At 64.5% G+C, this 24,545-nt stretch carries 26 protein-coding genes; 15 read left to right on the top strand and 11 right to left on the bottom strand.

Going from position 1 to position 24,545, the window contains the following annotated elements; all coding sequences use genetic code 11:
- The first annotated feature begins 144 nt into the window (after positions 1–144).
- From OB916_RS01985 to OB916_RS01975, 3 genes are all read left to right on the top strand, one after another.
- The gene (locus tag OB916_RS01985) at positions 145–1,734 is read left to right on the top strand and encodes a TraB/GumN family protein (protein ID WP_315907596.1); all 1,590 of its coding nucleotides are present in this window, start codon (positions 145–147) and stop codon (positions 1,732–1,734) included.
- A 28-nt stretch (positions 1,735–1,762) separates the two neighbouring features.
- The gene (locus OB916_RS01980; RefSeq protein WP_315907595.1) at positions 1,763–2,392 is read left to right on the top strand and encodes a metalloprotease; all 630 of its coding nucleotides are present in this window, start codon (positions 1,763–1,765) and stop codon (positions 2,390–2,392) included.
- A 95-nt stretch (positions 2,393–2,487) separates the two neighbouring features.
- Positions 2,488–3,651: a GNAT family N-acetyltransferase gene (locus OB916_RS01975; RefSeq protein ID WP_315907594.1), complete on the top strand. Its 1,164-nt coding sequence runs from the start codon at positions 2,488–2,490 to the stop codon at positions 3,649–3,651.
- Positions 3,652–3,655: 4 nt separating this feature from the next.
- Here OB916_RS01975 and fba read toward each other — a convergent pair whose 3' ends face one another.
- Complete coding sequence (gene fba / locus OB916_RS01970; protein ID WP_315907593.1) at positions 3,656–4,651, bottom strand: class II fructose-bisphosphate aldolase; 996 nt, start codon at positions 4,649–4,651, stop codon at positions 3,656–3,658.
- 172 nt (positions 4,652–4,823) lie between these two features.
- Here fba and OB916_RS01965 point away from each other — a divergent pair, with 172 nt between their 5' ends.
- Complete coding sequence (locus tag OB916_RS01965) at positions 4,824–6,104, top strand: adenosylhomocysteinase (protein WP_315907592.1); 1,281 nt, start codon at positions 4,824–4,826, stop codon at positions 6,102–6,104.
- Here OB916_RS01965 and OB916_RS01960 read toward each other — a convergent pair.
- Positions 6,101–7,057, bottom strand: coding sequence for a methyl-accepting chemotaxis protein (locus tag OB916_RS01960; protein ID WP_315907591.1), 957 nt, complete (start codon positions 7,055–7,057; stop codon positions 6,101–6,103). The two genes, OB916_RS01965 and OB916_RS01960, sit on opposite strands and share 4 nt — an antisense overlap.
- A 172-nt stretch (positions 7,058–7,229) precedes the next feature.
- On the opposite strand from OB916_RS01960, the gene OB916_RS01955 reads away from it, so the two are divergent.
- Positions 7,230–8,018, top strand: a complete 789-nt coding sequence (locus OB916_RS01955; RefSeq protein WP_315907590.1) for a succinylglutamate desuccinylase/aspartoacylase domain-containing protein — start codon at positions 7,230–7,232, stop codon at positions 8,016–8,018.
- A gap of 56 nt (positions 8,019–8,074) precedes the next feature.
- On the opposite strand, the gene OB916_RS01950 is transcribed toward OB916_RS01955, so the two are convergent.
- On the bottom strand, positions 8,075–8,527 hold the full coding sequence (locus OB916_RS01950; protein WP_315907589.1) for a UPF0179 family protein: 453 nt from the start codon (positions 8,525–8,527) through the stop codon (positions 8,075–8,077).
- A gap of 26 nt (positions 8,528–8,553) precedes the next feature.
- A complete protein-coding gene (locus OB916_RS01945; protein ID WP_315907588.1) occupies positions 8,554–8,943 on the bottom strand; it encodes a DUF5820 family protein in 390 nt (129 codons plus the stop codon).
- Positions 8,944–9,298: 355 nt separating this feature from the next.
- Here OB916_RS01945 and OB916_RS01940 point away from each other — a divergent pair, with 355 nt between their 5' ends.
- The 4 genes from OB916_RS01940 to OB916_RS01925 are packed head-to-tail and all read left to right on the top strand — an operon-like array spanning position 9,299 to position 16,945.
- Positions 9,299–11,365, top strand: coding sequence for a PrkA family serine protein kinase (locus tag OB916_RS01940; RefSeq protein ID WP_315907587.1), 2,067 nt, complete (start codon positions 9,299–9,301; stop codon positions 11,363–11,365).
- On the top strand, positions 11,365–13,641 hold the full coding sequence (locus OB916_RS01935; protein ID WP_315907586.1) for a PrkA family serine protein kinase: 2,277 nt from the start codon (positions 11,365–11,367) through the stop codon (positions 13,639–13,641). The genes OB916_RS01940 and OB916_RS01935 overlap by 1 nt, the downstream gene beginning before the upstream one ends.
- Complete coding sequence (locus tag OB916_RS01930; protein WP_315907585.1) at positions 13,632–14,936, top strand: YeaH/YhbH family protein; 1,305 nt, start codon at positions 13,632–13,634, stop codon at positions 14,934–14,936. Before OB916_RS01935 ends, OB916_RS01930 begins: the two co-directional genes overlap by 10 nt.
- A complete protein-coding gene (locus tag OB916_RS01925) occupies positions 14,933–16,945 on the top strand; it encodes a SpoVR family protein (RefSeq protein ID WP_315907584.1) in 2,013 nt (670 codons plus the stop codon). The genes OB916_RS01930 and OB916_RS01925 overlap by 4 nt, the downstream gene beginning before the upstream one ends.
- On the opposite strand, the gene OB916_RS01920 is transcribed toward OB916_RS01925, so the two are convergent.
- The 3 genes from OB916_RS01920 to OB916_RS01910 form a co-directional block, all read right to left on the bottom strand.
- The gene (locus OB916_RS01920) at positions 16,942–17,145 is read right to left on the bottom strand and encodes a universal stress protein (protein ID WP_315907583.1); all 204 of its coding nucleotides are present in this window, start codon (positions 17,143–17,145) and stop codon (positions 16,942–16,944) included. The two genes, OB916_RS01925 and OB916_RS01920, sit on opposite strands and share 4 nt — an antisense overlap.
- On the bottom strand, positions 17,142–17,441 hold the full coding sequence (locus OB916_RS01915) for a hypothetical protein (protein ID WP_315907582.1): 300 nt from the start codon (positions 17,439–17,441) through the stop codon (positions 17,142–17,144). The genes OB916_RS01920 and OB916_RS01915 overlap by 4 nt, the downstream gene beginning before the upstream one ends.
- 124 nt (positions 17,442–17,565) lie before the next feature.
- Positions 17,566–17,781: a hypothetical protein gene (locus OB916_RS01910; protein ID WP_315907581.1), complete on the bottom strand. Its 216-nt coding sequence runs from the start codon at positions 17,779–17,781 to the stop codon at positions 17,566–17,568.
- Positions 17,782–17,825: 44 nt separating this feature from the next.
- Here OB916_RS01910 and OB916_RS01905 point away from each other — a divergent pair, with 44 nt between their 5' ends.
- The 6 genes from OB916_RS01905 (at position 17,826) to OB916_RS01880 (ending at position 21,295) form a co-directional block, all read left to right on the top strand.
- Entirely contained in the window at positions 17,826–18,035 is a 210-nt protein-coding gene (locus OB916_RS01905) for a hypothetical protein (protein ID WP_315907580.1), read from the top strand.
- The gene (locus OB916_RS01900; protein WP_315907579.1) at positions 18,032–18,157 is read left to right on the top strand and encodes a hypothetical protein; all 126 of its coding nucleotides are present in this window, start codon (positions 18,032–18,034) and stop codon (positions 18,155–18,157) included. Before OB916_RS01905 ends, OB916_RS01900 begins: the two co-directional genes overlap by 4 nt.
- Positions 18,154–18,411 carry a hypothetical protein gene (locus OB916_RS01895; RefSeq protein ID WP_315907578.1) on the top strand — a complete coding sequence of 86 codons (258 nt, stop codon included), beginning with the start codon at positions 18,154–18,156 and terminating at the stop codon, positions 18,409–18,411. Before OB916_RS01900 ends, OB916_RS01895 begins: the two co-directional genes overlap by 4 nt.
- 399 nt (positions 18,412–18,810) lie before the next feature.
- The gene (locus OB916_RS01890) at positions 18,811–19,035 is read left to right on the top strand and encodes a hypothetical protein (RefSeq protein WP_315907577.1); all 225 of its coding nucleotides are present in this window, start codon (positions 18,811–18,813) and stop codon (positions 19,033–19,035) included.
- Positions 19,032–19,667 carry a DUF6884 domain-containing protein gene (locus tag OB916_RS01885; RefSeq protein WP_315907576.1) on the top strand — a complete coding sequence of 212 codons (636 nt, stop codon included), beginning with the start codon at positions 19,032–19,034 and terminating at the stop codon, positions 19,665–19,667. Before OB916_RS01890 ends, OB916_RS01885 begins: the two co-directional genes overlap by 4 nt.
- Positions 19,664–21,295, top strand: coding sequence for a DUF7845 domain-containing protein (locus tag OB916_RS01880; protein WP_315907575.1), 1,632 nt, complete (start codon positions 19,664–19,666; stop codon positions 21,293–21,295). Before OB916_RS01885 ends, OB916_RS01880 begins: the two co-directional genes overlap by 4 nt.
- A 442-nt stretch (positions 21,296–21,737) precedes the next feature.
- On the opposite strand, the gene OB916_RS01875 is transcribed toward OB916_RS01880, so the two are convergent.
- From OB916_RS01875 to OB916_RS01860, 4 genes are read right to left on the bottom strand one after another with little or no spacing between them, the layout of a single operon-like run.
- Entirely contained in the window at positions 21,738–22,820 is a 1,083-nt protein-coding gene (locus OB916_RS01875) for a hypothetical protein (protein WP_315907574.1), read from the bottom strand.
- Positions 22,813–23,661, bottom strand: a complete 849-nt coding sequence (locus tag OB916_RS01870) for a hypothetical protein (protein ID WP_315907573.1) — start codon at positions 23,659–23,661, stop codon at positions 22,813–22,815. The genes OB916_RS01875 and OB916_RS01870 overlap by 8 nt, the downstream gene beginning before the upstream one ends.
- On the bottom strand, positions 23,658–23,915 hold the full coding sequence (locus OB916_RS01865) for a hypothetical protein (RefSeq protein WP_315907572.1): 258 nt from the start codon (positions 23,913–23,915) through the stop codon (positions 23,658–23,660). Before OB916_RS01865 ends, OB916_RS01870 begins: the two co-directional genes overlap by 4 nt.
- Positions 23,912–24,523: a hypothetical protein gene (locus tag OB916_RS01860; RefSeq protein WP_315907571.1), complete on the bottom strand. Its 612-nt coding sequence runs from the start codon at positions 24,521–24,523 to the stop codon at positions 23,912–23,914. Before OB916_RS01860 ends, OB916_RS01865 begins: the two co-directional genes overlap by 4 nt.
- Positions 24,524–24,545: the final 22 nt, after the last annotated feature.

Here is a 24,545-nt window from a genome sequence, read left to right as displayed (position 1 = left end):
AATATTGTAGGACAATTATAGTTACTATGGGGAAAATATCGACACTTGATGTATTCTTTGTCCCAGTGTGGCGATTGGCCTCGCGGAACGACAGTGTGCAGACTCCGACAACCGTAAGAGAGTCAGGCCTGCTACTAGTGGTCGATGAGTGATCACGTCGACTCGGGGAGCGATCCCGAGGGGGTGGCGTCGGGGCGGCCTCCGTCACCGGACGGCGAGACCGCCGTTCAGCGACTCGAACCGTCCGATGGGGAGGGGAGTGTCGAACTCGTCGGGACGGCTCACGTCTCCTCGGCGAGCGTCGAAGAAGTCGAAGAGACGATCGCCGACCGCCAGCCGGACGTCGTGGCCGTCGAACTCGACGAGGGCCGCTACCGCCAGATGAAAGGCGGGACGCCCGAGGACCTGGACGCGAGCGATCTCTTGCACGGCAACACGGTCTTTCAGTTCCTGGCCTACTGGATGCTCTCGTACGTCCAGACGCGACTGGGAGAGCGCTTCGACATCGAACCCGGCGCGGACATGATGGCCGCCGTCGAGACCGCCGAGGAACACGGACTCGGCGTCGCGCTTGTCGACCGGGACATCCAGACGACGATCCAGCGATTCTGGCAGCGCCTCTCGGCGAGAGAGAAGGCGACGATGTTCGGCGGGCTGCTGGCCGGGATGGTCGGCACGCTCGGCGCCGGACTCGGGATCGGTGCGTCCCTCGGGCTGTTCGTCGCCTTCGGGGCGGAACTCGTCGCCGGTCCGCTCCTGTTGACGCCCGGCCTCGCCGACGCCGTGCCGCTGGTCGGCGGGTCGCTGCTGGTGTTGCTCGACGGCGTCCTCCTCGCGGGAGCGATCACGCTGCTGGTCGGCTTGCCGATCGCCGCACTGCTCTCGTATGCGCTCGACACCGACACCGAATACGAGGAGTTCGACATCGAGGAGTTGACCGACACGGACGTCGTTTCGGCGATGATGGAGGAGTTTCGCCAGTTCTCTCCGGGTGGTGCGGAGGCGCTGATCGACGAGCGCGACGCGTTCATCGCCCACCGGCTGGTCGCCCTGCGCGAGGCGGGCTACGATGTCGTCGCCGTCGTCGGGGCGGGCCACCGCGCGGGGATCCAGTCGTATCTCGACAACCCCGAGACGCTTCCGCCGATGGAGTCGATCACAGGGACGCTCAAGCAGAAGCGGTTCTCGCTGTACAAGCTCTTCGGCTACCTGTTCACTGTCGGGTTCGCCGTCTTCTTCGGGCTGCTCGTCCTCGGTGGCGCGAAGGAAGGCTGGGTGATCCGGCTGCTGGTCGCGTGGTTCCTCGTCAACGGGATCGCCGCGCTGAGTCTGGCGAAACTCGCAGGGGCTCACTGGCCCTCTGCGCTAGTCGGGGGCGGTATCGCCTGGCTGACTAGCGTCAACCCGCTGCTCGCGCCGGGCTGGTTCGCAGGATACGTCGAGTTGCGCTACATCGACGTCAACATCGCCGACATCTCCACGCTCAACGAGATCGTCAGCGACGAGGAGGCCCCGCTCGGTGAACTCTACGGCCGGCTGACTGACGTGCCGCTCTTTCGGTTGATCGCTATCGTCGCGATGACGAACGTCGGGAGCATGATCGCCAGCTACGGCTTCGTGTTCATCGTGCTCCCGTACATGTCGGCAGAGGTCGGCGGTATCCCCGGGATCGTCGACCTGATGCTCGACGGCGTCGAAAACGGTGCCCGGATCGTCCTGGACGTGATCTCGTGATGGACGTCATACTGGATGTGATTCCGCGATGAACATCCGATTCAGTGGGCGCGAACTTCGCGATCTCGCTGTCGCCTGGGTCGCGCTCGGCGTGGCGTTTACGGCCTTTTACTTCAACCGCCAGCTCAGGCTGTTGCTCGGTGGCCCCGTGCCGTCGGAACTGCTGGTGGTGCTCGGTTACGGGTTCGTCCTCAGCATGCTCACCGCCGGGATCGGGTTCCTGTTGCACGAACTCGCCCACAAGGTCGTCGCGGTCCACTACGGCCAGCTCGCCGAGTTCCGCGCCGACTACAGCATGCTCTTTCTGGCTGTGATGGCGGGTCTCGCGGGCTTTCTGTTCGCCGCACCGGGCGCGGTCTATCACCGCGGCCGGATCACGGCCCGCGAACAGGGATTGATCGCGCTGGCTGGCCCGGCCGTCAACGTCGCGCTGGTCGCCGTCTTCGCCGGAGTCTGGATCGGCGGTGAGGCCGCCGGGTTCGGTCTGCTGGGAACGATCGGGTATCTCGGCGTGATCATCAACGTCCTGCTCGCCGGGTTCAATATGCTCCCGTTCGGACCGCTGGACGGAAAGAAGGTCATGCGCTGGAGCCGGCCGGTCTGGGCCGCGAGTGCGGTCCCGACGATCGGCGGGGCAATCGCGTTCTTCCTCTTTTGACGCTCTCCCCGCCCTGACGGGCCGGCTTTCTCCTTGCACTCCGTAAGCAGTGCCCGTTGAGAAGCGTCTTGTAGGAGCCGATCCATCGACGTTGCATGCCGGTCGTTCGACGCGTTCCAGAGTCCGATTTCGAGCGCTATCGCCGACTCGTCCAGTACGCCTTCCACCCCGAAGACGGACCCCAGTCAGAGCTGTCAGTTCCGGACCGGATCGCCGATCGCTACGGCTGCTACGAGGGCGATCGGCTCCTCTCGACGGGTGCGCTGTACGAACTCGACGTGCGTCTCCGCGATGTGTGGACGACGATCAGCGGGATCGCCGCCGTCTCCTCGCCGCCGGAACACCGCCGTTCGGGCAACGTCGAGACACTTCTCGCAGGGCTGCTCGCGGAGTCCCGCGAACGCGGGCTCGGACTGGCTGCACTGTGGCCGTTCGAACACGCTTTCTACCGCCAGTTCGGCTGGGCAATCTCCGACCGCTACACGATATACGAACTCCCGCCAGCGCAACTTGCGGCCGCGGGGACGACCGCCCGCGGCACCTACGAGCGCGTCGGTCCCGACGACTGGCAGCGCCTCGAACGCGTCCAGCGCGCGCACGGCGAGGGGACGACGCTGTCAATGGGCCGGAGCGAACAGTGGTGGCGAAGTCGGACCTTCGGCGACGATCCGCCCTGGGCCTATGCCTGGCACGATGGCGACGAGCTTCGGGGGTACGTCACGTATACGTTCGAATCGGCGAACGACAGCGACGTGCTCGGCGTCGACGACTTCTCGGCGGCCGACCGGGACGCGCGCCGTCACCTGCTCGGTCTGCTCGGCACGCACGACTCGCAGGTCGAGGCTGTCGAACTCACGCTCGCCGAGGAGGGCGCGTTGCTCGATGCGGTTGCAGACCCCAATGCGGTCTCGTGTTCGGTCCACGCCGGCCCGATGATCCGGGTCACGGACCCGGCGCTCGCGCTGGAGTCCTGTCCCTACCCCGACGACATCGCCGCCCGTGTCGTCTTCGAGGTCACTGATCCCATCGGAGACGACCGACGGTTCGAACTAACCGTCGAGAACGGCACCGGAACGTGCGAACCGACGCGGGCCGACCCGGACGCGACCGTCGACGTGGGGACGCTCGCACAGTTGCTCATCGGCTACCGACCGGTCGCAGATGTTCGCGAGCATGGACTGGACTGTGGGGAAAAGACAGCAGCGACGCTCGGAGCGCTGTTTCCGCAAGAAAACGTGCAGTTGCGGGAGTTCTTCTAGACCTCTACTTGGGGAACATCGAGTTGCCGGCCGAGCCCGACAGCTCCGCGAGGTCGGCGTGGACCTCGGCGATGCGTTCGCGGACCAACCGACCGCCGACGCGCGGGTCGAAGTGGTCCTTGTTGGGCGACCACTCAGTGTCGTTGTAGAAGCTGTCACGCTGGTCCTCGACGCCCTCCGGCGGGACGATCTCGTCCTTGTGGTCGAGGTAGTGATCGAACAGCGTCCGCGTGTACTCGTACTGGTAGCGGGTGTCCTTGTTCATCTTGCAGATACCGCGCCCCATCATGTCCTCGACCTGGGCCGGCTGAAGCCCGGAGGTGCCGTGGAGCACGAGCGGGATCTCAAGGCCGTGATCGGCCAGCGTCTCGCTGATCTCGCTGGTGAGATCCGGGCGCAGTTCCAGATCCTTGCCCTTGGCGACGCCGTGTTGGGTGCCGACCGAGATCGCCAGCAGATCCGCGCCGGTTCGCTCGACGAACTCGACGGCGTCGTCGGGGTCGGTGTAGAAGGCCTCTTCGGCCACGATCTCGTCTTCGACGCCCTTGATCTGGCCGAGTTCGGCTTCGACGAGGATGTCGGCGTCCTTCTCTTCGACCATGTCGACGACCTTCTTCGACTGGCGGATGTTCTCCTCGAAGTCCTCGTGGGAGGCGTCGATCATGATCGAGGAGGGGATGTCGCTCTCGACCTGCATCTCGATGAACTCCATGTCGGTCTGGTGATCCATGTTGAGGAACACGCCGATGTCGTACTGCTCGGAGATGGTCTCGATGTAGTTGCCCATCGCGCGCAGTCCGGCCTCGGCGTCACCGTTGCCGGCGAACCGGCACGCCCCGGCACTCATCTGAAGGAGCAGGTCCGAATCGACGGAAGCGGCACCCTCCATCAGTCCCATCATCACGTCCGACTCGGCGATGTTACTGGCGACCAGCCCGAAGTCCTCTTCGAGGGCCTTGTCGTACACCTGGCTGAGCTCGTTACCGCCGTAGAATGGCATCTGTTGTCACCGCTTTACTATTTACTCGCCGCCGTAATAATTGGTGTGGAATCGCGACCGGGACGGGGTGGACGGATACGGCGCTTCGATGCTTGCGTGCGTGTCGCTTCTGTCGGTTCAATACCGACCGCGCTTCGGCAGGGTTTTGCCCCCGGTGTCCGTTGGTCCGGACATGACAGGAGAGCCCATCTCCGAGCAACTCGATGACGTCGAGTCGGCCGTCGAATCGGGGCGCAAGAAGATCGACTGGGCGCGCCAGCACATGTCGATCGTCGAGTCGCTCCGCGAGGACTTCGAAGCCGAGCAACCGCTTGCAGGCGAGACCGTCGCCATGGCGATGCACGTCGAGGCGACGACCGCTGTCCTGACCGAGGCGCTCGCGGCCGCTGGCGCGGAAGTCGCGATCACCGGTTGCAACCCGCTGTCGACCCACGACGACGTCTCGGCAGCGCTGGATGCCCACGACGACATCACCTCCTACGCCAAACGCGGCGTCGACGACGAGGAGTACTACGACGCCATGCACGCCGTGATCGACCACGATCCGACGATCACTATCGACGACGGCGCGGATCTGGTCTTTCTCATCCACGAGGAGTACCCCGAACTGATCGATTCCATCGTCGGCGGCTGTGAGGAGACGACGACGGGCGTCCATCGTCTGCGGGCGATGGACGACGACGGCGCACTCGACTATCCGATGTTTGCCGTCAACGACACGCCGATGAAACGGTTGTTCGACAACGTCCACGGAACCGGCGAGGCCTCGATGGTCGCGATCGAGCTCACGACGAACCTCGCGATCGCCGGCAAGACTGTCGTCGTCGGCGGCTACGGCCAGTGTGGCAAGGGCGTCGCCAAGAAGGCCGCCGGGATGAACGCCGACGTGATCGTCACCGAGATCGATCCGCGCCAGGCGCTGGAGGCCCACATGGAGGGCTTCGAGGTCACGACGATGGATGAGGCCGCCCGCGAGGGCGACATCTTCGTGACGACCACCGGCAACCGGGACGTGATCACCCAGGAGCACTTCAACGTGATGCAGGACGGCGCGGTGCTGGCCAACGCCGGTCACTTCGACGTCGAGATCAACCTCGACCACCTCGAAGTGATGGCCACCGAAGTGTTCGAGGCGAGAGACGGCGTCACCGGCTACGTCATGCCTGACGGCCGCCAGCTGAACGTTCTCGCGGAGGGGCGGCTGGTCAACCTCGCCGCGCCGAAAGCCGAGGGCCACCCCGTCGAGGTCATGGACCAGAGCTTCGGGATCCAGGCGGTCGCTGCCCGAGAGATGGCCACCAATGGCGACCAGTACGACGCCGGAGTCCACGAGATCCCGGACCGGCTCGATCGCGAAGTCGCGGAGATCAAACTGGACGCCGAAGGGATCGAGATCGACGAGCTAACGCCCGAGCAGCGCGAGTACATGGATTCCTGGCAGCACGGGACCTAGTCGTCGGTGGCGGTGTTCCGGGCGAGATCCTCGACGAGGTCCTCGACGGCCCGATTGACGTCGACGATTTGGTCGGTCTGGTCGTCGATCTCGCCGACGATCTCTCCGACCTCGTCGGCGATATCTTCGGCGTTGGTCGTCGACTGATCGATCATGCTGGCGATCTCCTCGGCGGAGGCTGCCTGCTGGTCGGTTGCGCTGGCGACCTCCTGAATACCAGCGTTGATCTCCTGGACTGCGTCACCGAGTTCTTCGAGGACGTCCATGGCTTCGCCGACGCTGTCGATTCCGCGCTCAATCTCCTCGTTGCTCTCTTCGAGGCTGTCGACGGCGTTTTCCGTGTCGCCCTGGATATCGGCGACCATTCCCTCGATCCGGGCGGCCTCCTCTTGGGCCTGTTCGGCCAGGGATTTGACCTCGTCAGCGACGACGCCGAATCCCTCGCCCGCCTCGCCTGCACGGGCGGCCTCAATTGATGCGTTCAGCGCCAACATGTTGGTCTGGTCGGCGATATCGTTGATGATCTCGACGACCTCGTCGATCTCCTCGACGCTCGCCTGGATCGTCCGGACGTCCTCGCTGACGCTCTCTGAGGCCTCGCTGATCGATTCCATCACGCCGATCGTTTCGTCGGCAACACGCTGACCCCGCTCTGCGAGCCGCTCGGCCTCCTGGCTGGACGCCGAGACCTGCTGGGTCGAGGAGGTGACCTCCTCGACGGCCGCGCTGAGGTTCGATATCTCGTCGGAAACTTTGTCCATCCCCTGATATTGCTCGGCGGTGAGTTCCTTGATATAGTCAGCCCGCTCGACGATCTCGACCGAGGAGTCCTCCAGTTTCGCGATCGACGTCTGGATCTCGCTTGCAGCCTCGTGGTCGTACCCGGAATTGCGGTCGATGTTCTCTTCGAGCTCGTCGACGTCCCGATCGATGTCGGCGTCGATATCAGACATCAGTATAACGACTGGTAGCACCCTACATAAAGAAGTGGGGCAATGTGGTCGGTGACTTGTGATATTCAAAGTCGTTCCGGCCCTTCTCTCGATTTCGTCGGGCGACACCGCCGACGCGGCCTGCCATCCCGTGTCGAGCAATATAAATGATCGAGTGCCCAATCCGATAGCGATGCGGATCGAACAGCTCGGTGCAGGCGAACCGGCTGTCGCCGTCGTCGCGGCTATTCACGGTGACGAGCCCTGTGGCGTGACGGCGATCGACCGTCTGTTGGCGTCTGACCCACCCATCGAGCAACCTGTGAAGTTGATCGTCGCGAACGAGCGAGCGCTGGCGGCCGAACAGCGCTACTGTGAGGAGGACCTCAACCGGACGTTCCCGGGTGATCCCGACGGGCCGACACACGAATCACGGCTCGCGGCCGAGTTGACGGCCGAACTCGAGGGGTGTACGACGCTGGCGCTGCACTCGACACAGTCCTACGATGAACCGTTCGCGATCGTCGAGCGAGCAGACGGCCGGTCGGAGGGGCTGGCACGCCGGCTGTCCGTCGACGCGATCGTGGAAACCGGCCCATTCGACGACGGTCGGCTGTTCCAGTCGGTCGAGACGGTCGTCGAGGTCGAGGCCGGCTACCAGGGGTCCGTGGCGGCCGCGGACAACGCCACCCGGATCGTCCGGGAGTTCCTGCGAGCGACGGGCGTGCTGATCGACGAACCGCCGCTCGAACCCCGCGAACACGCCGTCTACAGGCTCGACGACGTCGTTCCCAAGACCGAGGCCGAGGAGTACGAGGTCTACGTCTCCAACTTCGAGCGCGTGGAAGCTGGCGACGCTTTCGCCGCTGCCGACGGCAAGCGAGTTGTCGCCGACGAACCGTTCTATCCAGTGCTGCTGTCGGCCTACGGCTATGAGGACGTCTTCGGGTACACGGCGAAAAAGCGGGACAGTTCTGCCTAGCGTCGAGATGGCCATCCGGCGGCGCGGCCATTCAGAACAGACGTACAGCGGTCCGTCTAGGCGTCGTCCGGCGGCGCGAGTTTGACGAGCGTCAGGTCGCGATCGAGCATACAGTAGTCGTGGGGCGGCTCGCCGAGTACCTCGTCGATCGTGTACTGCTCGTCGAACTCCGCGCCGGCGGGCTCGCAGTACTCGTGGCTGGGACACTCCGTGTACGGGCACGGCCCTTCGAGTGAGGCCTTGCTCCCGGCGTAGGCTCCCTGCGAGGCGACGTTGGCCTCGATCGTTGCGGGCTCGACTTCGACGGCCTGCACGCCAGTGTCGTGGACGCCACAGTCGAGCACGCTGGCGTTCTCTCGAACGTTGACGATCTCGTACTTGCGTCCCTCCGTGAGATTGAGACACTGATCGCGGTAGGGACACCCCTCGCAGGCCTCAGCGGCCCCCTGGTAGACGAACGTCTGTCCGACCTCGGCCAGGCGCGTCCCGACGAGCGTGAGCTGTACCATCGGCTACTGGTACACCCCCGAGCCGATTAAGCTTCTCGCCCCGTCAACTCGTCGAGCTTCGCCAGATATCGCTCGCGGGGGACCTGATACAGCGACCGGTAGTCGAACTCACCGTCGGCGAACGCCGTCGCCAGTTCGACCATCCCCTCGATCGCGGCCGGCCGGCCGTCGAACTGCCGTCGATCGGCTGTCACGTCCGGCTCCAGCGATAGCGTCACGTACCACGGGTCGTCCGGATCCGGTTCGGGCCTGCCGGGACGGCGGCCTCGCGACCCCTTCGTGAGATACAGCGTCGGCAGACACGGCGGCGGGAACGCCTCGCTATCGAAAACGTCCGGACGATAGACCACCACGACTCGGCCCACCTCTTCGTTCCAGATTGACCAGCCCCCGGGAAGCCCGCTCGCGAGATCCATACTCGTTTCACCGGCGCTATCGAAAAGAGCCTCTCGGTCGATCGGAGATGTTTATAAATAGGCTCAAAACGACCCCAGTGGAGATAACCAAATATGGTTTCGCATCACTGCTACAGTCCGGTTTCCCGTGGCCATGCGCGTTACTCACACCCTGAATAAAGCAAGGGTTTAAGTAAATGAGATCCCCTTAGGTATTACAGTATCGGAAAATGAGACACTCGATACCACACGACACGACGCGGCCGCCCGAAACCGGTCCCTACCACCGGGCGCGACCAGCAACGACCGAGCCCTCCGTCCCATCACCCGAACAGTCACGCGGGGGTATCACGCAGCGACTATCCGGCGTGATACCATGAGTGAACCGGAGACCCTCTCGGAACTGAGCGACGACTACCGCGCGTCGATCCCCGCCGACCTCCGGGATCACCACGATTTCTCGTGGTATCTCGAGCAACTCTACGACGAGCCCCGCATCGCTCGCAGTGCCCACCAGCGGGTCGCGGACATGTTCGACTACTACGGTACCGAGTACGACGAGGACGCCGGCCTCGTCGAGTACGAACTGGCCTCGGAAGATCCGATCAGCGACGGCGAAAACACTTTCTACGGCCGGGTCATCCACGAATCGATCCACGAGTTCGTCAACAAGGTCAAAAGCGGGGCTCGCGGACTCGGGCCTCAAAAGCGCATCAAACTCCTGCTGGGGCCGGTCGGGTCCGGCAAGTCCGACTTCGATCGGCAGGTTCGACGCTACTTCGAGGATTACACCCGCCGGGACGCGGGCCGGATGTATACCTTCCGGTGGACGAACCTCTGCGACGTCATCCCGGATCAGGACCCAGCCGACGACATCGTCCGGTCGCCGATGAACCAGGATCCGCTCGTGTTGATCCCCGAACCCCAGCGCCGGCGGATCCTCGAAGACGTCAACGAGGTCCTCGAGGCCCCCTACACGATCCGCAACGAGCAGAGTCTCGATCCCGCCAGCGAGTTCTACATGGACCGGCTGCTGGCCTACTACGACGACGACCTGGAGACCGTCCTGAACAACCACATCGAGATCGTCCGGCTCGTCGCCGACGAGAACATGCGCCAGGCTATCGAGACCTTCGAACCGAAGGACAAGAAAAACCAGGACGAGACCGAGTTGACCGGTGACGTCAACTATTCGAAAATCGCCATCTACGGCGAGAGCGACCCGCGGGCGTTCGACTACTCTGGGGCCTTTTGCAACGCTAACCGCGGGCTGTTCTCCGGTGAGGAGCTGCTGAAGCTCCAGCGGGAGTTCCTCTATGACTTCCTGCACGCGACCCAGGAGCAGACGATCAAGCCGAAGAACAACCCCCGGATCGACATCGACCAGGTGATCGTCGGCCGGACGAACATGCCCGAGTACAAGGACAAGAAGGGCGACGAGAAGATGGAGGCGTTCAACGACCGCACCAAGCGGATCGACTTCCCCTACGTGCTGAGCTACGAGGACGAGGCGATGATCTACCGGAAGATGCTCCGGAACGCCGACCTGCCGGACATCTCCGTCGAGCCCCACACTCTGGAGATGGCGGGGCTGTTCGGCGTCTTGACTCGCATCGAGGAACCCGACGCGAGCAACGTCGACCTGCTCCAGAAGGCCAAAGCCTACAACGGTGAGAGCGAGGCCGACGACGTCGACGTCAAGAAACTCCGCGAGGAAGGCGAGGCCGCTGCCGAGATCGGCGAGGGGATGGAAGGCGTCAGTCCGCGGTTCATCGGTGACGAAATCGCGGAGGCGATCATGGACTCGATGCACCGCGGTCGGTCGTTCCTCTCACCGCTCGCGACGTTCACGCACCTCGAAGCGAACCTCGAGAACCACGGGTCGATCCCGGAGGACCGCTTCGACACCTACTACCGGTATCTCGAACTCGTTCGCGAGGAGTACAAGGACCGGGCCATCGAGGACGTCCGCCACGCGCTGGCCTACGACGTCGAGGAGATCCGCCGTCAGGGCGAGAAGTACATGGACCACGTGATGGCCTACATCGACGACGACACGGTCGAAGACGAGATCACGGGCCGCGAGCAGGAGCCGGACGAGCAGTTCCTCCGGAGCGTCGAGGAGAAACTCGATCTCCCCCGGGACCGCAAAGACGACTTCCGCCAGGAGGTCGCGAACTGGGTCTCCCGGCGTGCCCGCGAGGGTTCGAGCTTCGATCCCCAGGACAACGACCGTCTGCGCCGGGCGCTGGAGCGCAAGCTCTGGGAGGACAAGAAACACAACATCAACTTCTCCGCACTGGTCGCCTCCGGGGAGATGAGCGACGACGAGCGCAGCGCCTGGATCGAGGCGCTGATCGATCAGGGCCACAGCCGCGAGGGTGCCAAGGAGGTGCTGGAGTTCGCCGGCGCGGAGGTCGCCAAAAGCGAGATGGAAGAGTGATGGACGGCACTGACTTCATCGCAGCGGCCGATCGGGCTCTCGATCGGACCTACCGGGAGCCGCTGTCGCTGTCGGAGTACGTCGATCTGATCCTCGATCGCCCGGCGATCGCCGCCCACGCGTCCCAGTATCTCCTCGACGCGATCGAGGCTGCCGGGACCCGCACCGTGATCGAGGAGGGCGAGCGAGTGGAGCGCTATCGGTTCTTCGACGATCCGTACAACGACGGCGAGCATGCCATTCTCGGCAATACCGACGTGCTGAACGCCTTCGTCGACGACCTGCGGTCGATCGCGGCCCGTCGCGGCAACGACGAGACGATCATCTGGTTTACCGGACCCACCGCGACCGGCAAGTCGGAACTGAAACGCTGTCTGATCAACGGGCTCCGGGCGTACTCGAAGACCGACGCGGGCCGCCGCTACACCGTCGAGTGGAACATCAGCGGCGCGGGCGGGCAAGCGGGCGGGCTCACCTACGGCGACAACCGGAGCGACGACGAAGACGACTGGTACGAGAGTCCCGTTCAGACCCATCCGCTTTCGGTCTTCCCGGAGTCGGTCCGCGAAAAGATCCTCGAGGCCGTCAACGACCGACTCGGTCACACGACGGTCCACGTCGAGACCGATCTGGATCCGTTCTCCCGAGAAGCTTACGACCATCTGACAGAGCAGTACCGCCGGCAGGGCGTCACGGACCTGTTCTCGGCGGTGACCGACCCCGACCATCTGCGCGTGACCAACTACGTCGTCGACGTCGGACAGGGGATCGGCGTCCTCCACAGCGAAGACGAGGGAAGTCCCAAAGAACGCCTCGTCGGATCGTGGATGGCTGGCATGCTGCGCGAGCTGGATTCACGAGGCCGCAAGAACCCACAGGCGTTCTCCTACGACGGCGTCCTCAGTCAGGGCAACGGCCTGCTGACGGTCGTCGAGGACGCCGCCCAGCACGCGGACCTCCTCCAGCGATTGCTGAACGTGCCCGACGAGGAGGCTGTCAAGCTGGACAAGGGGATCGGGATGGACGTCGACACGCAACTGGTCGTCATCTCCAATCCCGACCTGGAGGCGACGCTCGACCAGCACGCCGACCGCGAGGGGCAGGACCCGCTGAAGGCGCTCAAGCGGCGACTGACCAGACACGAGTTTACCTACCTGGCGAACCTCTCGCTTGAAGTGCAACTCCTGCGGCGAGAACTGACGACAGACACGGCCGTCTGGGCGGCCGATTCCTGGTCGGAACTGGACGAGCGTATCCGGAGCTCTCTCACCGTCGACGTCGATCGCGGCGACGGCGTTCGACAGCGCGAACTCGCGCCGCACGCGCTGGAGGCGGCCGCGCTGTACGACGTCGTCTCACGGCTTGACAGCAGCGACCTCCCGGGCGATCTCGGCCTGGTCGAGAAGGCGCTGCTGTTCGATCGCGGCTACCTCCAGGACGGCGACGAGCGTCGCGAGGCCGATGCCTTCGAGTTCGACGACGACGCAACCGACGGCGAGCACGGGATCCCGGTCACCTACACGCGCGACGTGATCGCCGATCTCCTCCAGGAGGAGACCGACCGCCACCACGCCACGTTACCCGTCGAGGACGTGTTACTGCCCCGCGACGTTCTGGACGCGATGGCCAGCGGGCTCCGGACGGCGCCGGTCTTCTCACCCGCCGAAGCCGCCGAGTTCGAGGAGCGAGTCGTGCCGGTCAAGAGCCACATCTTCGACAGACAGGAGTCGGACGTCCTGGCGGCGATCATGTACGAGAGCGGCGTCACGGACGAGACCGTCGAGGAGTACGTCGAACACGTTTACGCCTGGGCGACCGACGACCGGATCGAGAACGACCGCGGGGAGTACGTCGACCCCGATCCGCTGAAGATGAAGGTCTTCGAGGTCGAGCACCTCGGCCGGTTCACCGAAAGCGACTACCGCGGCAACGAGCCGACAGACGAGGTGGTCGCGTTCCGGACGGAGAAGGTCATCACCGCGCTGAACCGCCACGCCTGGCACAACCGCGACGAGCAGTTCCGGGTCGAGGACGTGGCGCTGACGGAGATCCCGGTGATCGAGTCGGTGCTCGGCAGTCACGACTGGGCGGACGTCCGGCGGACGTTCGAGGACTTCGACCCGCAGCAGTGGGACGACCCTCCCGAGAACACCGAGACGGCCCGGGTGAAAGCCCGGACGATCGAGACGATGGCCGATCACTTCGGGTACAGTGAGGCCGCCGCCGAACTCACGAGCCGCCACGTCATGGGACAGGTGAGCTACAGATGGGACTGAGAGACGACCTCGAACGCTACCGAGAGGTGGGCGAACAGCGCCGCCAGGACCTGGCGGAGTTCATCCAGTACGGCGATCTGGGGAACTCGCGTGCGGACACGGTCCGGATCCCGATCAAGATCGTCGATCTTCCGGAGTTTGCCTACGACCGTCGCGATCAGGGCGGCGTCGGTCAGGGCGAAGGCGCCGAAGAGGGTGATCCCGTCGGCCAGCCCCAGGACGACGATGACGGGGAGGGCGAACCCGGCGAGGACGGCGGCGAGCACGAGTACTACGAGATGGATCCCGAGGAGTTCGCCCAGGAACTCGACGAACGCCTGGGGCTGGATCTCGAGCCGAAGGGCAAGAAAGTGATCGAGGAGACCGAGGGGGACTTCACCGACATCACCCGGACCGGTCCGTCGTCGACGCTGGACTTCGAGCGACTGTTCAAGGAGGGGCTGAAGCGCAAGATGGCGATGGACTTCGACGAGGAGTACGTCCGGGAGGCGCTGCGCGTCGACGGCTGGGGGCCGGCGGCGGTCTACGAGTGGGCCCGCGAAGCGAACATCCCCGTCTCGCGGGCGTGGATCGAGGACGCCTACGAGGATCTCCCCGCCGACGAACGCGACCGATGGGATTCGGTCGAAGAGATGGAGGCGACCGTCGATCACGAGACGACGGCCCAGCGGATCCGCCGAGAGGGGCTCGAAGAGATCCCCTTCCGCAGCGAGGACGAACGCTACCGGTATCCGGAGATCGTCGAAACGCGCGAGCGAAACGTCGTCGTGGTCAACATTCGCGACGTCTCCGGGAGCATGCGCCAGAAGAAGCGGGAACTGGTCGAGCGCACGTTCACGCCGCTGGACTGGTATCTCCAGGGCAAGTACGACAACGCTGAGTTCGTCTACATCGCACACGACGCCGAGGCCTGGGAGGTCGACCGCGAGGAGTTTTTCGGCATCCGGTCCGGTGGCGGGACGCGCATCTCGAGCGCCTACGAACTCGCCGCGGCGGTTCTCGACGAGCAGTACCCCTGGAGCGAGTGGAACCGCTACGTCTTCGCTGCGGGCGACAGCGAGAACTCCAGCAACGACACGGAACAGCGCGTGATCCCGTTGATGGAGGAGATCCCCGCGAATCTCCACGCCTACGTCGAAACTCAGCCCTCCGGAAACGCGATCAACGCCACCCACGCCGAAGAGGTCGAACGACACTTCCGGACTGTGGACGACGTGGCCGTCGCCTACGTCTCCAGTCCGGAAGACGTCGTGGACGCTATCTACGAGGTTCTCAGTACGGAGGAAGAGTCATGATCGACGACCGCATCGAAGCACAGCGAATCGCCGACGAACTGCAAGAGTCCGTCGCCCGGGCGGGCGAACTCGCCGAAAAGCTCGGACTGACGCCCTATCCCGTCAACTACTGGATCGTCGATTACGACGAGATGAACGAGCTCATCGCCTACGGCGGGTTCCAGCGGCGCTATCCCCACTGGCGGTGGGGGATGGCATACGACCGCCAGCGCAAGCAAAACCAGTTCCTCGGCGGGAAGGCCTTCGAGATCGTCAACAACGACAACCCAGCCCACGCGTTCCTCCAGGAGTCGAACTCGCTGGCCGATCAGAAGGCGGTCATCACCCACGTCGAGGCACACGCCGACTTCTTCGCGAACAACGAGTGGTTCGGACTGTTCACCGACCGCGAGACGGGGGACACGATCGACGCACAGAACCCGGCGGCCGCCGAGATGCTCGCCCGCCACGCCGAGACGATCCGGGAGTACATGCGCGATCCCGAAATCGACCGCAGCGAGGTCGAGCGGTGGATCGATCACGTGCTCTGTCTGGAGGACACGATCGACCAACACCGGCCGTACGCACCTGCCGTGGCCGACGGCGAGGCGAACCTCGATATCGCCGATCCGGCCGAACGGCTCGACGAACTGGACCTCTCCGAGGAAGTAACCCAGCAAGTGTTCGGCGACGAATGGCTCGACGCACAGGCCGAGGACGTGACACACTCGTTCCCGGTCTCCCCCGAGAAAGACGTTCTCGGGTTCATCCGCAAGCACGGCAAGCGATACGACGAGTCGGCCGGGAAAGCCGTCGAGATGACCGACTGGCAGAAAGACGTGCTTGAGATCGTCCGCCGGGAAGCGTACTACTTCGCTCCCCAGAAGATGACCAAGGTGCTCAACGAGGGATGGGCCACCTACTGGGAATCCGTTATGATGGTCGGCGAAGGGTTCGCTGACGCCGACGAGTTCGTCACGTACGCCGATCACATGTCGAAAGTGCTCGGGTCGGGCGGACTCAATCCCTACAAGCTCGGGTTCGAACTGTGGCAGTACGTCGAAAACGTCGCCAACCGCCGGGAGGTCGTCGAGCGCCTCCTGCGTGTCGAGGGGATCACCTGGCGGAACTTCCACGAGGCCGTCGACTTCGGGACGGTTCTGTCGACGCTTGCGCCCCCGGCGTGGATCGAGGACGTACCGGGCCATCTCGGGGAGATCGACTCTGACGACCCCCGTGTCGACGCCGACGCCCTTGAACGCGCTCGGGACGGCGAGATTGACGTCGAGGCTTATCCCTGGACGGTCCTCTCTCAGGAGGGGCTCGTCCGGCGACACTATTCGCTGGTCAAGCCACAGCACCGTGGTTTTCTCGCCCGGATCGGACAGGCACAGCTGGAGCAGATCAGCCGCTATCTCTTCGACGACAGCCGCTACGACAGCGTCGACGCGGCGCTCGCGGACGTCGAGTACGCCCGCGGCTGGGACCGGATGCGCGAGATTCGCCAGAGCCACAACGACGTGACATTTCTCGACGAGTTTCTCACCGACGAGTTCGTCGAGGAACACGATTACTTCGCCTACGAGTACTCGCAGAGTGCCGGCGACTTCCGGGTCTCCTCGACCGATCCGGAGGACGTCAAGCAGAAACTGCTGTTGCAGTTCACCAACTTCGGCAAGCCGACGATCGTCGTCGAAGACGGCAACTACGGCAACGCCGGCGAGCTGCTGCTCGCCCATCGCTACAACGGCATCGCGCTGGACATCGAGCAGGCGACAGACGTGCTCGAGCGCGCCTTCGACCTGTGGGGCCGGCCCGTGAATCTGCTTACGATAGACAAGGACTACGACGACAGCGAGATCGAGGTCGCCCGACGCCAGAACCGCGAACCCGATCCGGTCGAAATCGGACGGCAGTTGCGCTACGACGGCCAGCAGGTCACTATCGAGGACGTTCCCTGGGAGATGGTCGAACACCTCGCGGCGACCGACGTCGACTACGATACCCGGCCCGAAGAGTGGCTGAGTTAGGCCCAATCGGGCGTTTTACGGACCGAAACCGCCGGACACGGTGCCGCACGGAGGATCTCCTGGGAGACACTGCCGAACATCGCCTGTCTGGTCGGTGATCGGTCCCGGCCGCTGATCACGACGAAGTCCGCATCGAGATCGTCGATCATCTCGACGACGCGCTCGAGCTCGACGGCGTCGACGTCGGCGGCCTGGCTCACGACCGATCACCGCCTTCGATATCGCGTCCGCTCGGATGGGCGAGCAGCCACTCAGTCGCGCGACTGAGCGCATTCTCGAGATCGCGCTCCTGGTAGACGGGATCGTTCGTGAGCGCGCCGTTCCAGTCGTCGCGTGTATAGACGGCGAACGAGCCGGTGTTCTGGTTGGCGACGAGGACGTAGCTCGAGGATTTCCAGTACCAACGTCGCCCGTAAAAGCCGGGCTCGTCAGTTGCCAGCGTCCAGTTACCGACGTCGCCGGCGACACCAAGCGATGCGAGGTCGGCCTGGCTCACGCCGACCACCCCGCGGGATCCTTCCGAGAGACACCTCTAAGAAACGATATGATAGAGTGATAATCGCTATGGGGTCGGAGGGATTTAGCTTCCGGCTTCGGGAGTCAGTAATCGCTCAACCCTGTCAGAATTTTTTAATCGGAGGCGAGTCGGCGTGAGTCAGGCCGCTGACGTCGACGCCGTTGAGCTTGAGCGCGTCGTCGAGTATCGCGCCCGGAGCTCCGGCGTTGTGCACCGGCCCGACCCCGACAGCGACGAGCCCGCGCCTGCGTGTCCCGAGGCCGACGCGCACGACGATCGAGAATATCGGGAGGTTGCCTTTGCGGCGATCGTGAGTCACCGCCGGCTCTGCCAGAATCCCGAATGTTTCGGGGGTGACTGGCGGTGAGTCTTCTCGAGTCCATCGGCGAGGCGATCGACGAGATCTTCGCTGCTCTCGGGCGTGATCTCGAGGACTATATCCGCCAGCGGTGGTGGGAGTTCTTCGATCGAGACCACGATGTCGAACTCGACGATCGTCTCGAGATCGACCGGACGGCAGTCTGGCCGCCGTTCTGGGGCCACCGTGTTCCGCTTGGAGGTGAGGGTGAATGAGCGACGATACCCCCACCCGCATGCGGGGGTTCATGGCTGGCCCGTTTCGCGAGCCCGAGGGCGCCGACCAGGAAGACGTCGACGAGGCGATCGCGTCGCTTGAGGGCGGTGATCAGTCGTGAGCGCCTATCTCGAGGTCGGCGTGAGATTCGTCGGCGTCTATATCGGCGTCGCGATCGCCGCCCACCTGTTTCATCTGCTGAATGGCGTGCTCACTGTCGGCCCCGCCGAAGTTCGTCGGCAGGTAGTCAAGACGTACGACGAGTTCGGCCCACTCTGGTACGCCGTGTTCGTTCTTACGGCCGGTCTCTACCAGCGCTACGAGGTTGATCTCGAGCCGGAGATCGTCGACTACCCAGGCGGTGATGAGCTGTGACGTCCGAAGAAACCGAAGTGCCCGGGCGAAGCCCTACCTTCGTCCGAGCGAGCCGCCTGTACGACGTCGAGCGGTCGGAGCGAGTGTCGTTCCCCTGGACCACTACGAACAGAGGTGATTCACTCTGACGCTCGCTATTGCTGTTTTGCGGGCCTCAGCCTGTAAATCTGTCGACAACGCAGTTACTCGCGGCCAGCTGCAAACAGGGGAAAGGTGGGGGGTCTGGGGGTGGAGAGTGGCACCCGGGCACGCCGGGTGCCCACGTCGGCCGATAATGGCTTCGGACGGACGGGCGGTGATCGACGACGCCGGTAGAGCAGGTTGGGGTGTCGGGAGTCAGTCGCCCGCCCGACGGCGGTTCTCAGGGATCTCTTGTAAATCTTACCAGAGGTGGTCGACGTGAGTCCTGAGGACGTCGTCGACTATCAGCCGCCGCGCCTTCCCGAGGGATGGGCCGTCGACGACGAGCACGCGACAGTCGGCATGCGTGTCTCGGCGGCCGGCCACGAGGGAGCGCTCGCGAGCGTGTGGCTGTACGAGGGCGATCCCGAGCGGGCCGACGTCGTCACCGACGCCGGGCTGGTCAATGTCGCCTGGGATCGGCTTGAGGTGATCGGCCGATGAGCGAGCGCTGTCTTGGGTGTGGGTCTCGACTCTCGCCCGAAGGTGGCCTCGAGTCCGCTTTCGTTCACGAGGACGGCCAGTACTGTCGCGATTGCGTCGCGACCCCCCGGATCGCGATCGTCGGGTGCGGATCCGCAAAGCAAGATCTCGACGACGGCGAGACCGTGCCCGCAAAAGAGCTGTACACGTCGAATTACTTCCAGCTGAAGCGAGAGTACGCCGAAACTTGTTGCGACGAGTGGTTGATCCTCTCGGCAGAGCACGGGCTAATCCACCCTGACGACGAGATCGAGGCTTACGACGCTTCCCTCGATCCGCAATCAGACAGCTACATCGGTGATTACGAGGCCGGCCGATGGTCCGTATTGACAGCGGGGGAGATCCAGACGTCGCTGTCGTTTCGGGCGATTCACGCCCATTACGTCGTCTTAGTCGGTGAAACGTATCTTCAGCACATCGAGGAGACGCTCACGAACGAGGCGCGGCACATCGAATTTCCGTTTCGCGACGACGACCTCGGCGGGATCGGCGATCAAATGCGGTGGTTGCGCGAGGAGATCGACAATTACCACCCGCCGGGCCAGGCCGAGCTCGAGCACTACGCTGTTACCGACGGGGGTGAGTCGACGTGAGCCAGCACCCCGTCGCCCTCGAGACACACGGGCTCGGGTTGAAACTGCTGTTCGACGAGCACGGGCTTAGTCCGTACTGGGGCGTCGTGAGTGTCTTCGAGCCCGACCAGGCGGACTACCTCGAGCCGTTCGACGCGATCGGCGAGACGTGGGACGTCGTGAAGTCGAACCAGTGGAAGGGGCAGATCGCCCCGCCCGAGGATCAGGACTTCGAGCACGGCATGTACGAGTACAGCTACACCGTCGAAGCGCTCGACGAGATCGGCGACAAAGACGCCGTGATTCAGTTTCGGCCCGGGTTTCCGAACACAAAAAACGTCAATTCGGATGAGGATATGCAGGCGCTTCCCGACGATCTCCCCGAGTCTGTCCGTGTACAGCTGATCACGACAAACCTCGAGCCGAGCGAGGCGCGCGAGCTCCTGGTCGCGTTCGCCGAGCATATCGGCCTCAATCGCGAGTACTTCACCGGCGAGCCCCACGAGTTCTCTCGGGCCTATCAGATCGAGCGCTACGTCCGCCTGGCGCGCCAGGCCAGCGAGGACCGGATCGTCGGCGCCGGCGGGATCCTCGACCAGCTGGCCGACGTCGCGAGCGATCAGCGCGGCCGCGGTGCGTACAAGTGGGATCACGAGGAGATCGTCGGCCACTACCAGAGTGTCGCGACCGATCCCGACACCTGGGCCATGCTGTTGCCTGATCGAGACGGGCGCGAGCACGGGAAGCGGATCAAAAACTACCACCCGGCGAATCCGCGCGGCGAGGCCAGCGGTGATCCGTTGAGTCACCCGAAGCTCGAGGTCGCGCTGTCGAACGAGTACGATCCCGAGGGCGCCGTCCCGATCGACGCGCTCCAGGACGTCCTCAAGGAGCTCGACGAGACGCTGTATAACGTCGTTCACTGGGCCGGCCTTCCCCTGGGCCCGGATGCGGGGGTGTGGATCTCGACGGATCCGTACTTCGGCGTCGAGCCCGCTGACGTCGAGCCGAGCCTTCGAGAGAATCCGTTGCCGGAGTTGCGCGACGAGATCGAGAAGCACGCCGAGACCGAGTTGATCCGCACCGAGTTGAGTCCGACACAAGAGGAGTTGCTGACTGTGCTGACCGACGGCGGCGCCATGCACTACGAGGAGCTCGCTGACGAGGCCGAGAGCGGGACGTCGACCGTGTACCGGCTCGTCGATAAGTTGCGGTCGCTGTTGCGCACCGACGACGGGATCGTCGACTTTGCCGATAACGTGACGCGCGATCACGTCCGGTCGATCGTCGACAAAGTCCGCGAGACGGCCGACTGGGCCACTCAGTCGATCCGCCAGGTGGCCGAGGAGCACGACCTTCTGCGGCGCGACGACGGCCCGCTGACCGAGTGGCTTCGACGTCACGGCGTCCAGGTGATCAAGCAGCGTCCCGAGCTCGAGCTCGAGATCTCGAAGCCACTGTCCGACACCGAGATCCGCCAGATCCTCCGCGCCGGGCTCGACGCCGCCGAGCGCTCGAGCCTGCTGACGCGACGCTTCGAGAACGCAACGATCACCTGGCGCGACACCGACGGCAACGAGTACCCCGACCGTCGCGTCGTCGTCGGCGGGAAGATCCTCGGGAAAGGTCACTATCGAGCCCTCCGGTAGCGGGTTACTCGGTAGTGGCAACACCGGCCAACACCCTTTTTTCCACAACCATATCTGAGTTAAAACGCTCGAGAAGTACAACCCCAGTTTCACTTAGCGCGCTCGAGCCGTGGCCTTCGCGACCGCGGCGGTCGTCGCGTTCTCAGCGCCCGGGCAAGGGGCCTTAGGGGGTGTGGGTAAGCCCACAATAGCAAAATACCCACACTCCCTCGCTGGCGCTCGGTCGTTCGGACCGCACCGACCGCGCCGCAATACCACCGCACTTGATAAGCCGGGCCGAGCGTAGCCGGCCGTAGAAATATTTTCTTTCTGATAACTCTGCCAAGCAACCGGGTGCGAGATTATCGAGAGAAACCCCCGCTATGCGCCCGCGTGTAAAAACTGTAATCGGGGGGCGCCCCCAGCCACCCACCCTCGGGCGATCGGGCCGCGGTCTGTCAGATCACGGCCGGTCGACGTCGACAAAATCATGGTCGCCGTCTTTCCACTCGCGCACGCGCTCACCCACCCAGTACTCGCCGTACTCGACCAGGCCGGCGGCGTCCTCGTAGGTCATGTCCTGCTCGACGTGGGCCCGTACAACCGTCTCGATCGCCTGCTGTTTCTTCGCTTTGTCGAGATCGACCGACTCGGCCTCGTCCTCGTCGTAGGCTTCCTCGATGGTAAACTCGCTGGGCTCGTACTCGGCGTACGTCTCGGCGGTGTCGGTGAGGCCCTGGAAGCTACCAGCCTCGTCCCACGTATCTTTCCCGCCCTCGCTGTCGAGCAGGCGCGCTTTGTCCGGCTGGTCTTGGTGTGGCTTCTCGATCCCGAAGCTCGCGACGCGCCGGATCGGCTTCGCGACCTTCTTGCGAGTGTGGCCGACCAGCAGCGCCGATCCCTTTTTCGCGTACTTGCCGTGTCGGCGTTCCTTCTTGCGGATAAAGAGCAGCGCGTCGGAGAAGGCCTCGGCCTGTTTCGAGCCCTTCCCGAAGCCCGAGAGTTCCTGGGCGACCTCGTCGATCAGCGCGAGGACCGGCCCCTCGATCGAGCCCATTGCCTCGAGCATTTCGGTGTCGCTGGTAAACTGGCGGTCGAAGCCCGAATACGACGTGTTGCCGATCACGGCGCCGCCAGTCCGCGCCTGCCAGGCGCTCGCGACGTCGAACGTTGTTGCGGTCTTCCCGGCGCCCGGCGGCCCGAACATGATCCCGACCGCGCCTTCGCTCTCGAGACGACTCGCGACCTGGCCGTAGAAGTCCCGGCCGTCCTGGGCCTGGTTCGTGAGGCCGGTCGCGGCTTTCATCTGGTTGACCGACGACGAGCCGACGGCCGTGTCGATCGTGTCCGTCGAGTAGTTCGCGATAATCTCGCGGCCGATCCGCGTTTCTTCGACCGGGACGTCGAGCAGTGAGTCGTAGTAGTTCAGCAGCGCCCGGCCGCGATCGTCGTCGATCAGACCGGCGAAGGATCGGACCGACTCGGCTGGCCCGCCGCGTAGTTCCGTCCCGATCTCGGCCGCGGCGAAGGCTGATCCGTCACCCATCGGCCTCACCGGCCAGGGCGGCCTTGAGTCCCTCGAGCGTGTCGTCGCCGTCGTCGTCGGGACTGTCGCCGTTTTCCTTCGGGCCCGGTCGCGGCGCGTCGGGCGGGCGCTCGCGCTCGCTCGCGCCATTGGCCGGGTGGATCTCGTCGGGAATGTGCTCGTCGACGATCTCGTCGATCGAGCGCGACCCGCCGAGATCGGGCGCCAGGTGATCGTCGAGGATCGCCTGTTGAGCCTCGGCGCGCTCTTTGTCGAGCTCGCGAATGATCCCGCGGATCCGCCGGCGAAGCTCGCGAGCCTCGGCGGCATCGGGCTCGAGGTCTTCCCGCAGCTCGCGGATCGCCGCCAGGGCGTCGTCGACGGTCGCGTGTGACGCGAGGGCGCTTCCCGGCGGCGCTTCTCGCCAGTTGCCGACCGCCCAGTTGAGCTCAGGGTCGTACTCGCGGACCTCGTAGACGCGCCGAGGCGAATTGTCCCACTGATAGAGGTCGCCGCCGGCGATCCACATGTCCTCGAAGGCTTCTTCCGAGAGTTCGTAGATCGCGCCGCCGCCCGGATCGTCGGCCTGGAATTCGACGAGGAGGATCCCGTCTTTCTCAGGGACGAGCTCGAGGATACTTTTCGCCGCGCGTTTCCCGCCGAAGTACGCGGCCGCCGCGGCGACGCCGGCGGCGGGCCACCACGACGGGATCCCGACGCTCGGGAGGTTCCCGGTCGCGTACAGGCCCGCGAGAATCACGACGGCCAGGTAGGACGCCCGCCGGTTGTTGCCGACGACCTCGCGCGCGGTCGCGATTGGGGCGACGATCCAGCCCGGGACGCGACTGTCGCTCGAGGTCATGCGCGCCACCTCCGTTCGTCCCAGACAGCGACCGCCAAGAAGTACGCCAGAAGTGCCGCCGCGGCGACGATGACCTGCAGTGAGCCGTCGATGTCGGCACGCAGACCGTAGGCCCCCAAGAGGGCGAGGCCGGCAGCGATCGCCGTCATTGTGTCAAGCGCCGGGTCGTAGTAGCGGCCGTACAGCGTTCGCATGGCCGCCGACCAGCGGTCTGGAATGAACGCCGGTGGATCGCCAGGTGGCTGGTCCTTCATGCGATCCGTTCCCTCCGTTCGCCCTCATGATCGTCGCGATAGGAGCGCGCGGTCAGCGCGAAGGCCATGCCCGCGCCGCCGATCGCCGCTAGGCCGATCAGCAGCGAGGCCGTCCCGAAGGGGATCGGGCCCCGCTCGACGACGTCGCCCGACTGTAAGACCAGCGCGTCGCCGCGCTCGACGGACTCGGGCGTCGAGAGCAGCGCCGCGGCCGTCCCGCTCGAGCGTTCCTCGAGAGCGATCTCGATCGTCGTCGTCTCGTCGGGCAACAGTCGGACCTGCTTGTAGGAGATCTCGGTCGCGCCGCCCGAGTCCATCTCGAGCATTTCGACCAGCGTCAGCGTCGTCGGCGTGTCGCCGCGCCAGGTGGCTTTGACCGTCATGACGTCCCCGTCGTACTCGTAGGAGTGAACGACGAGATCGCCCAGCTGCTCGACGACGTCCGTGCCTTCGGGCGTGGGTGTCGGCGTCGGGGTACCGTCGCCGGGGAGTTCTTGGGCGCTCGCGCTCGCGGCCAGGAACGCGAGCCCGAGGAAGACCAGCAGCAGCGTGACTGTGATAATTAGCGTCTCTGCGACTCGCCGTGAAGTACGTAGGTGTGGCGTCATGGTTTTGATGAAAAAGAGTGGT

Origin of the sequence: Halapricum hydrolyticum, from assembly GCF_025517535.1 — an archaeon.
Classification (GTDB): domain Archaea; phylum Halobacteriota; class Halobacteria; order Halobacteriales; family Haloarculaceae; genus Halapricum; species Halapricum hydrolyticum.
The sequence above is the reverse complement of the archived record's forward strand: the minus strand, read 5'-3'. Positions and strand labels throughout refer to the sequence as shown.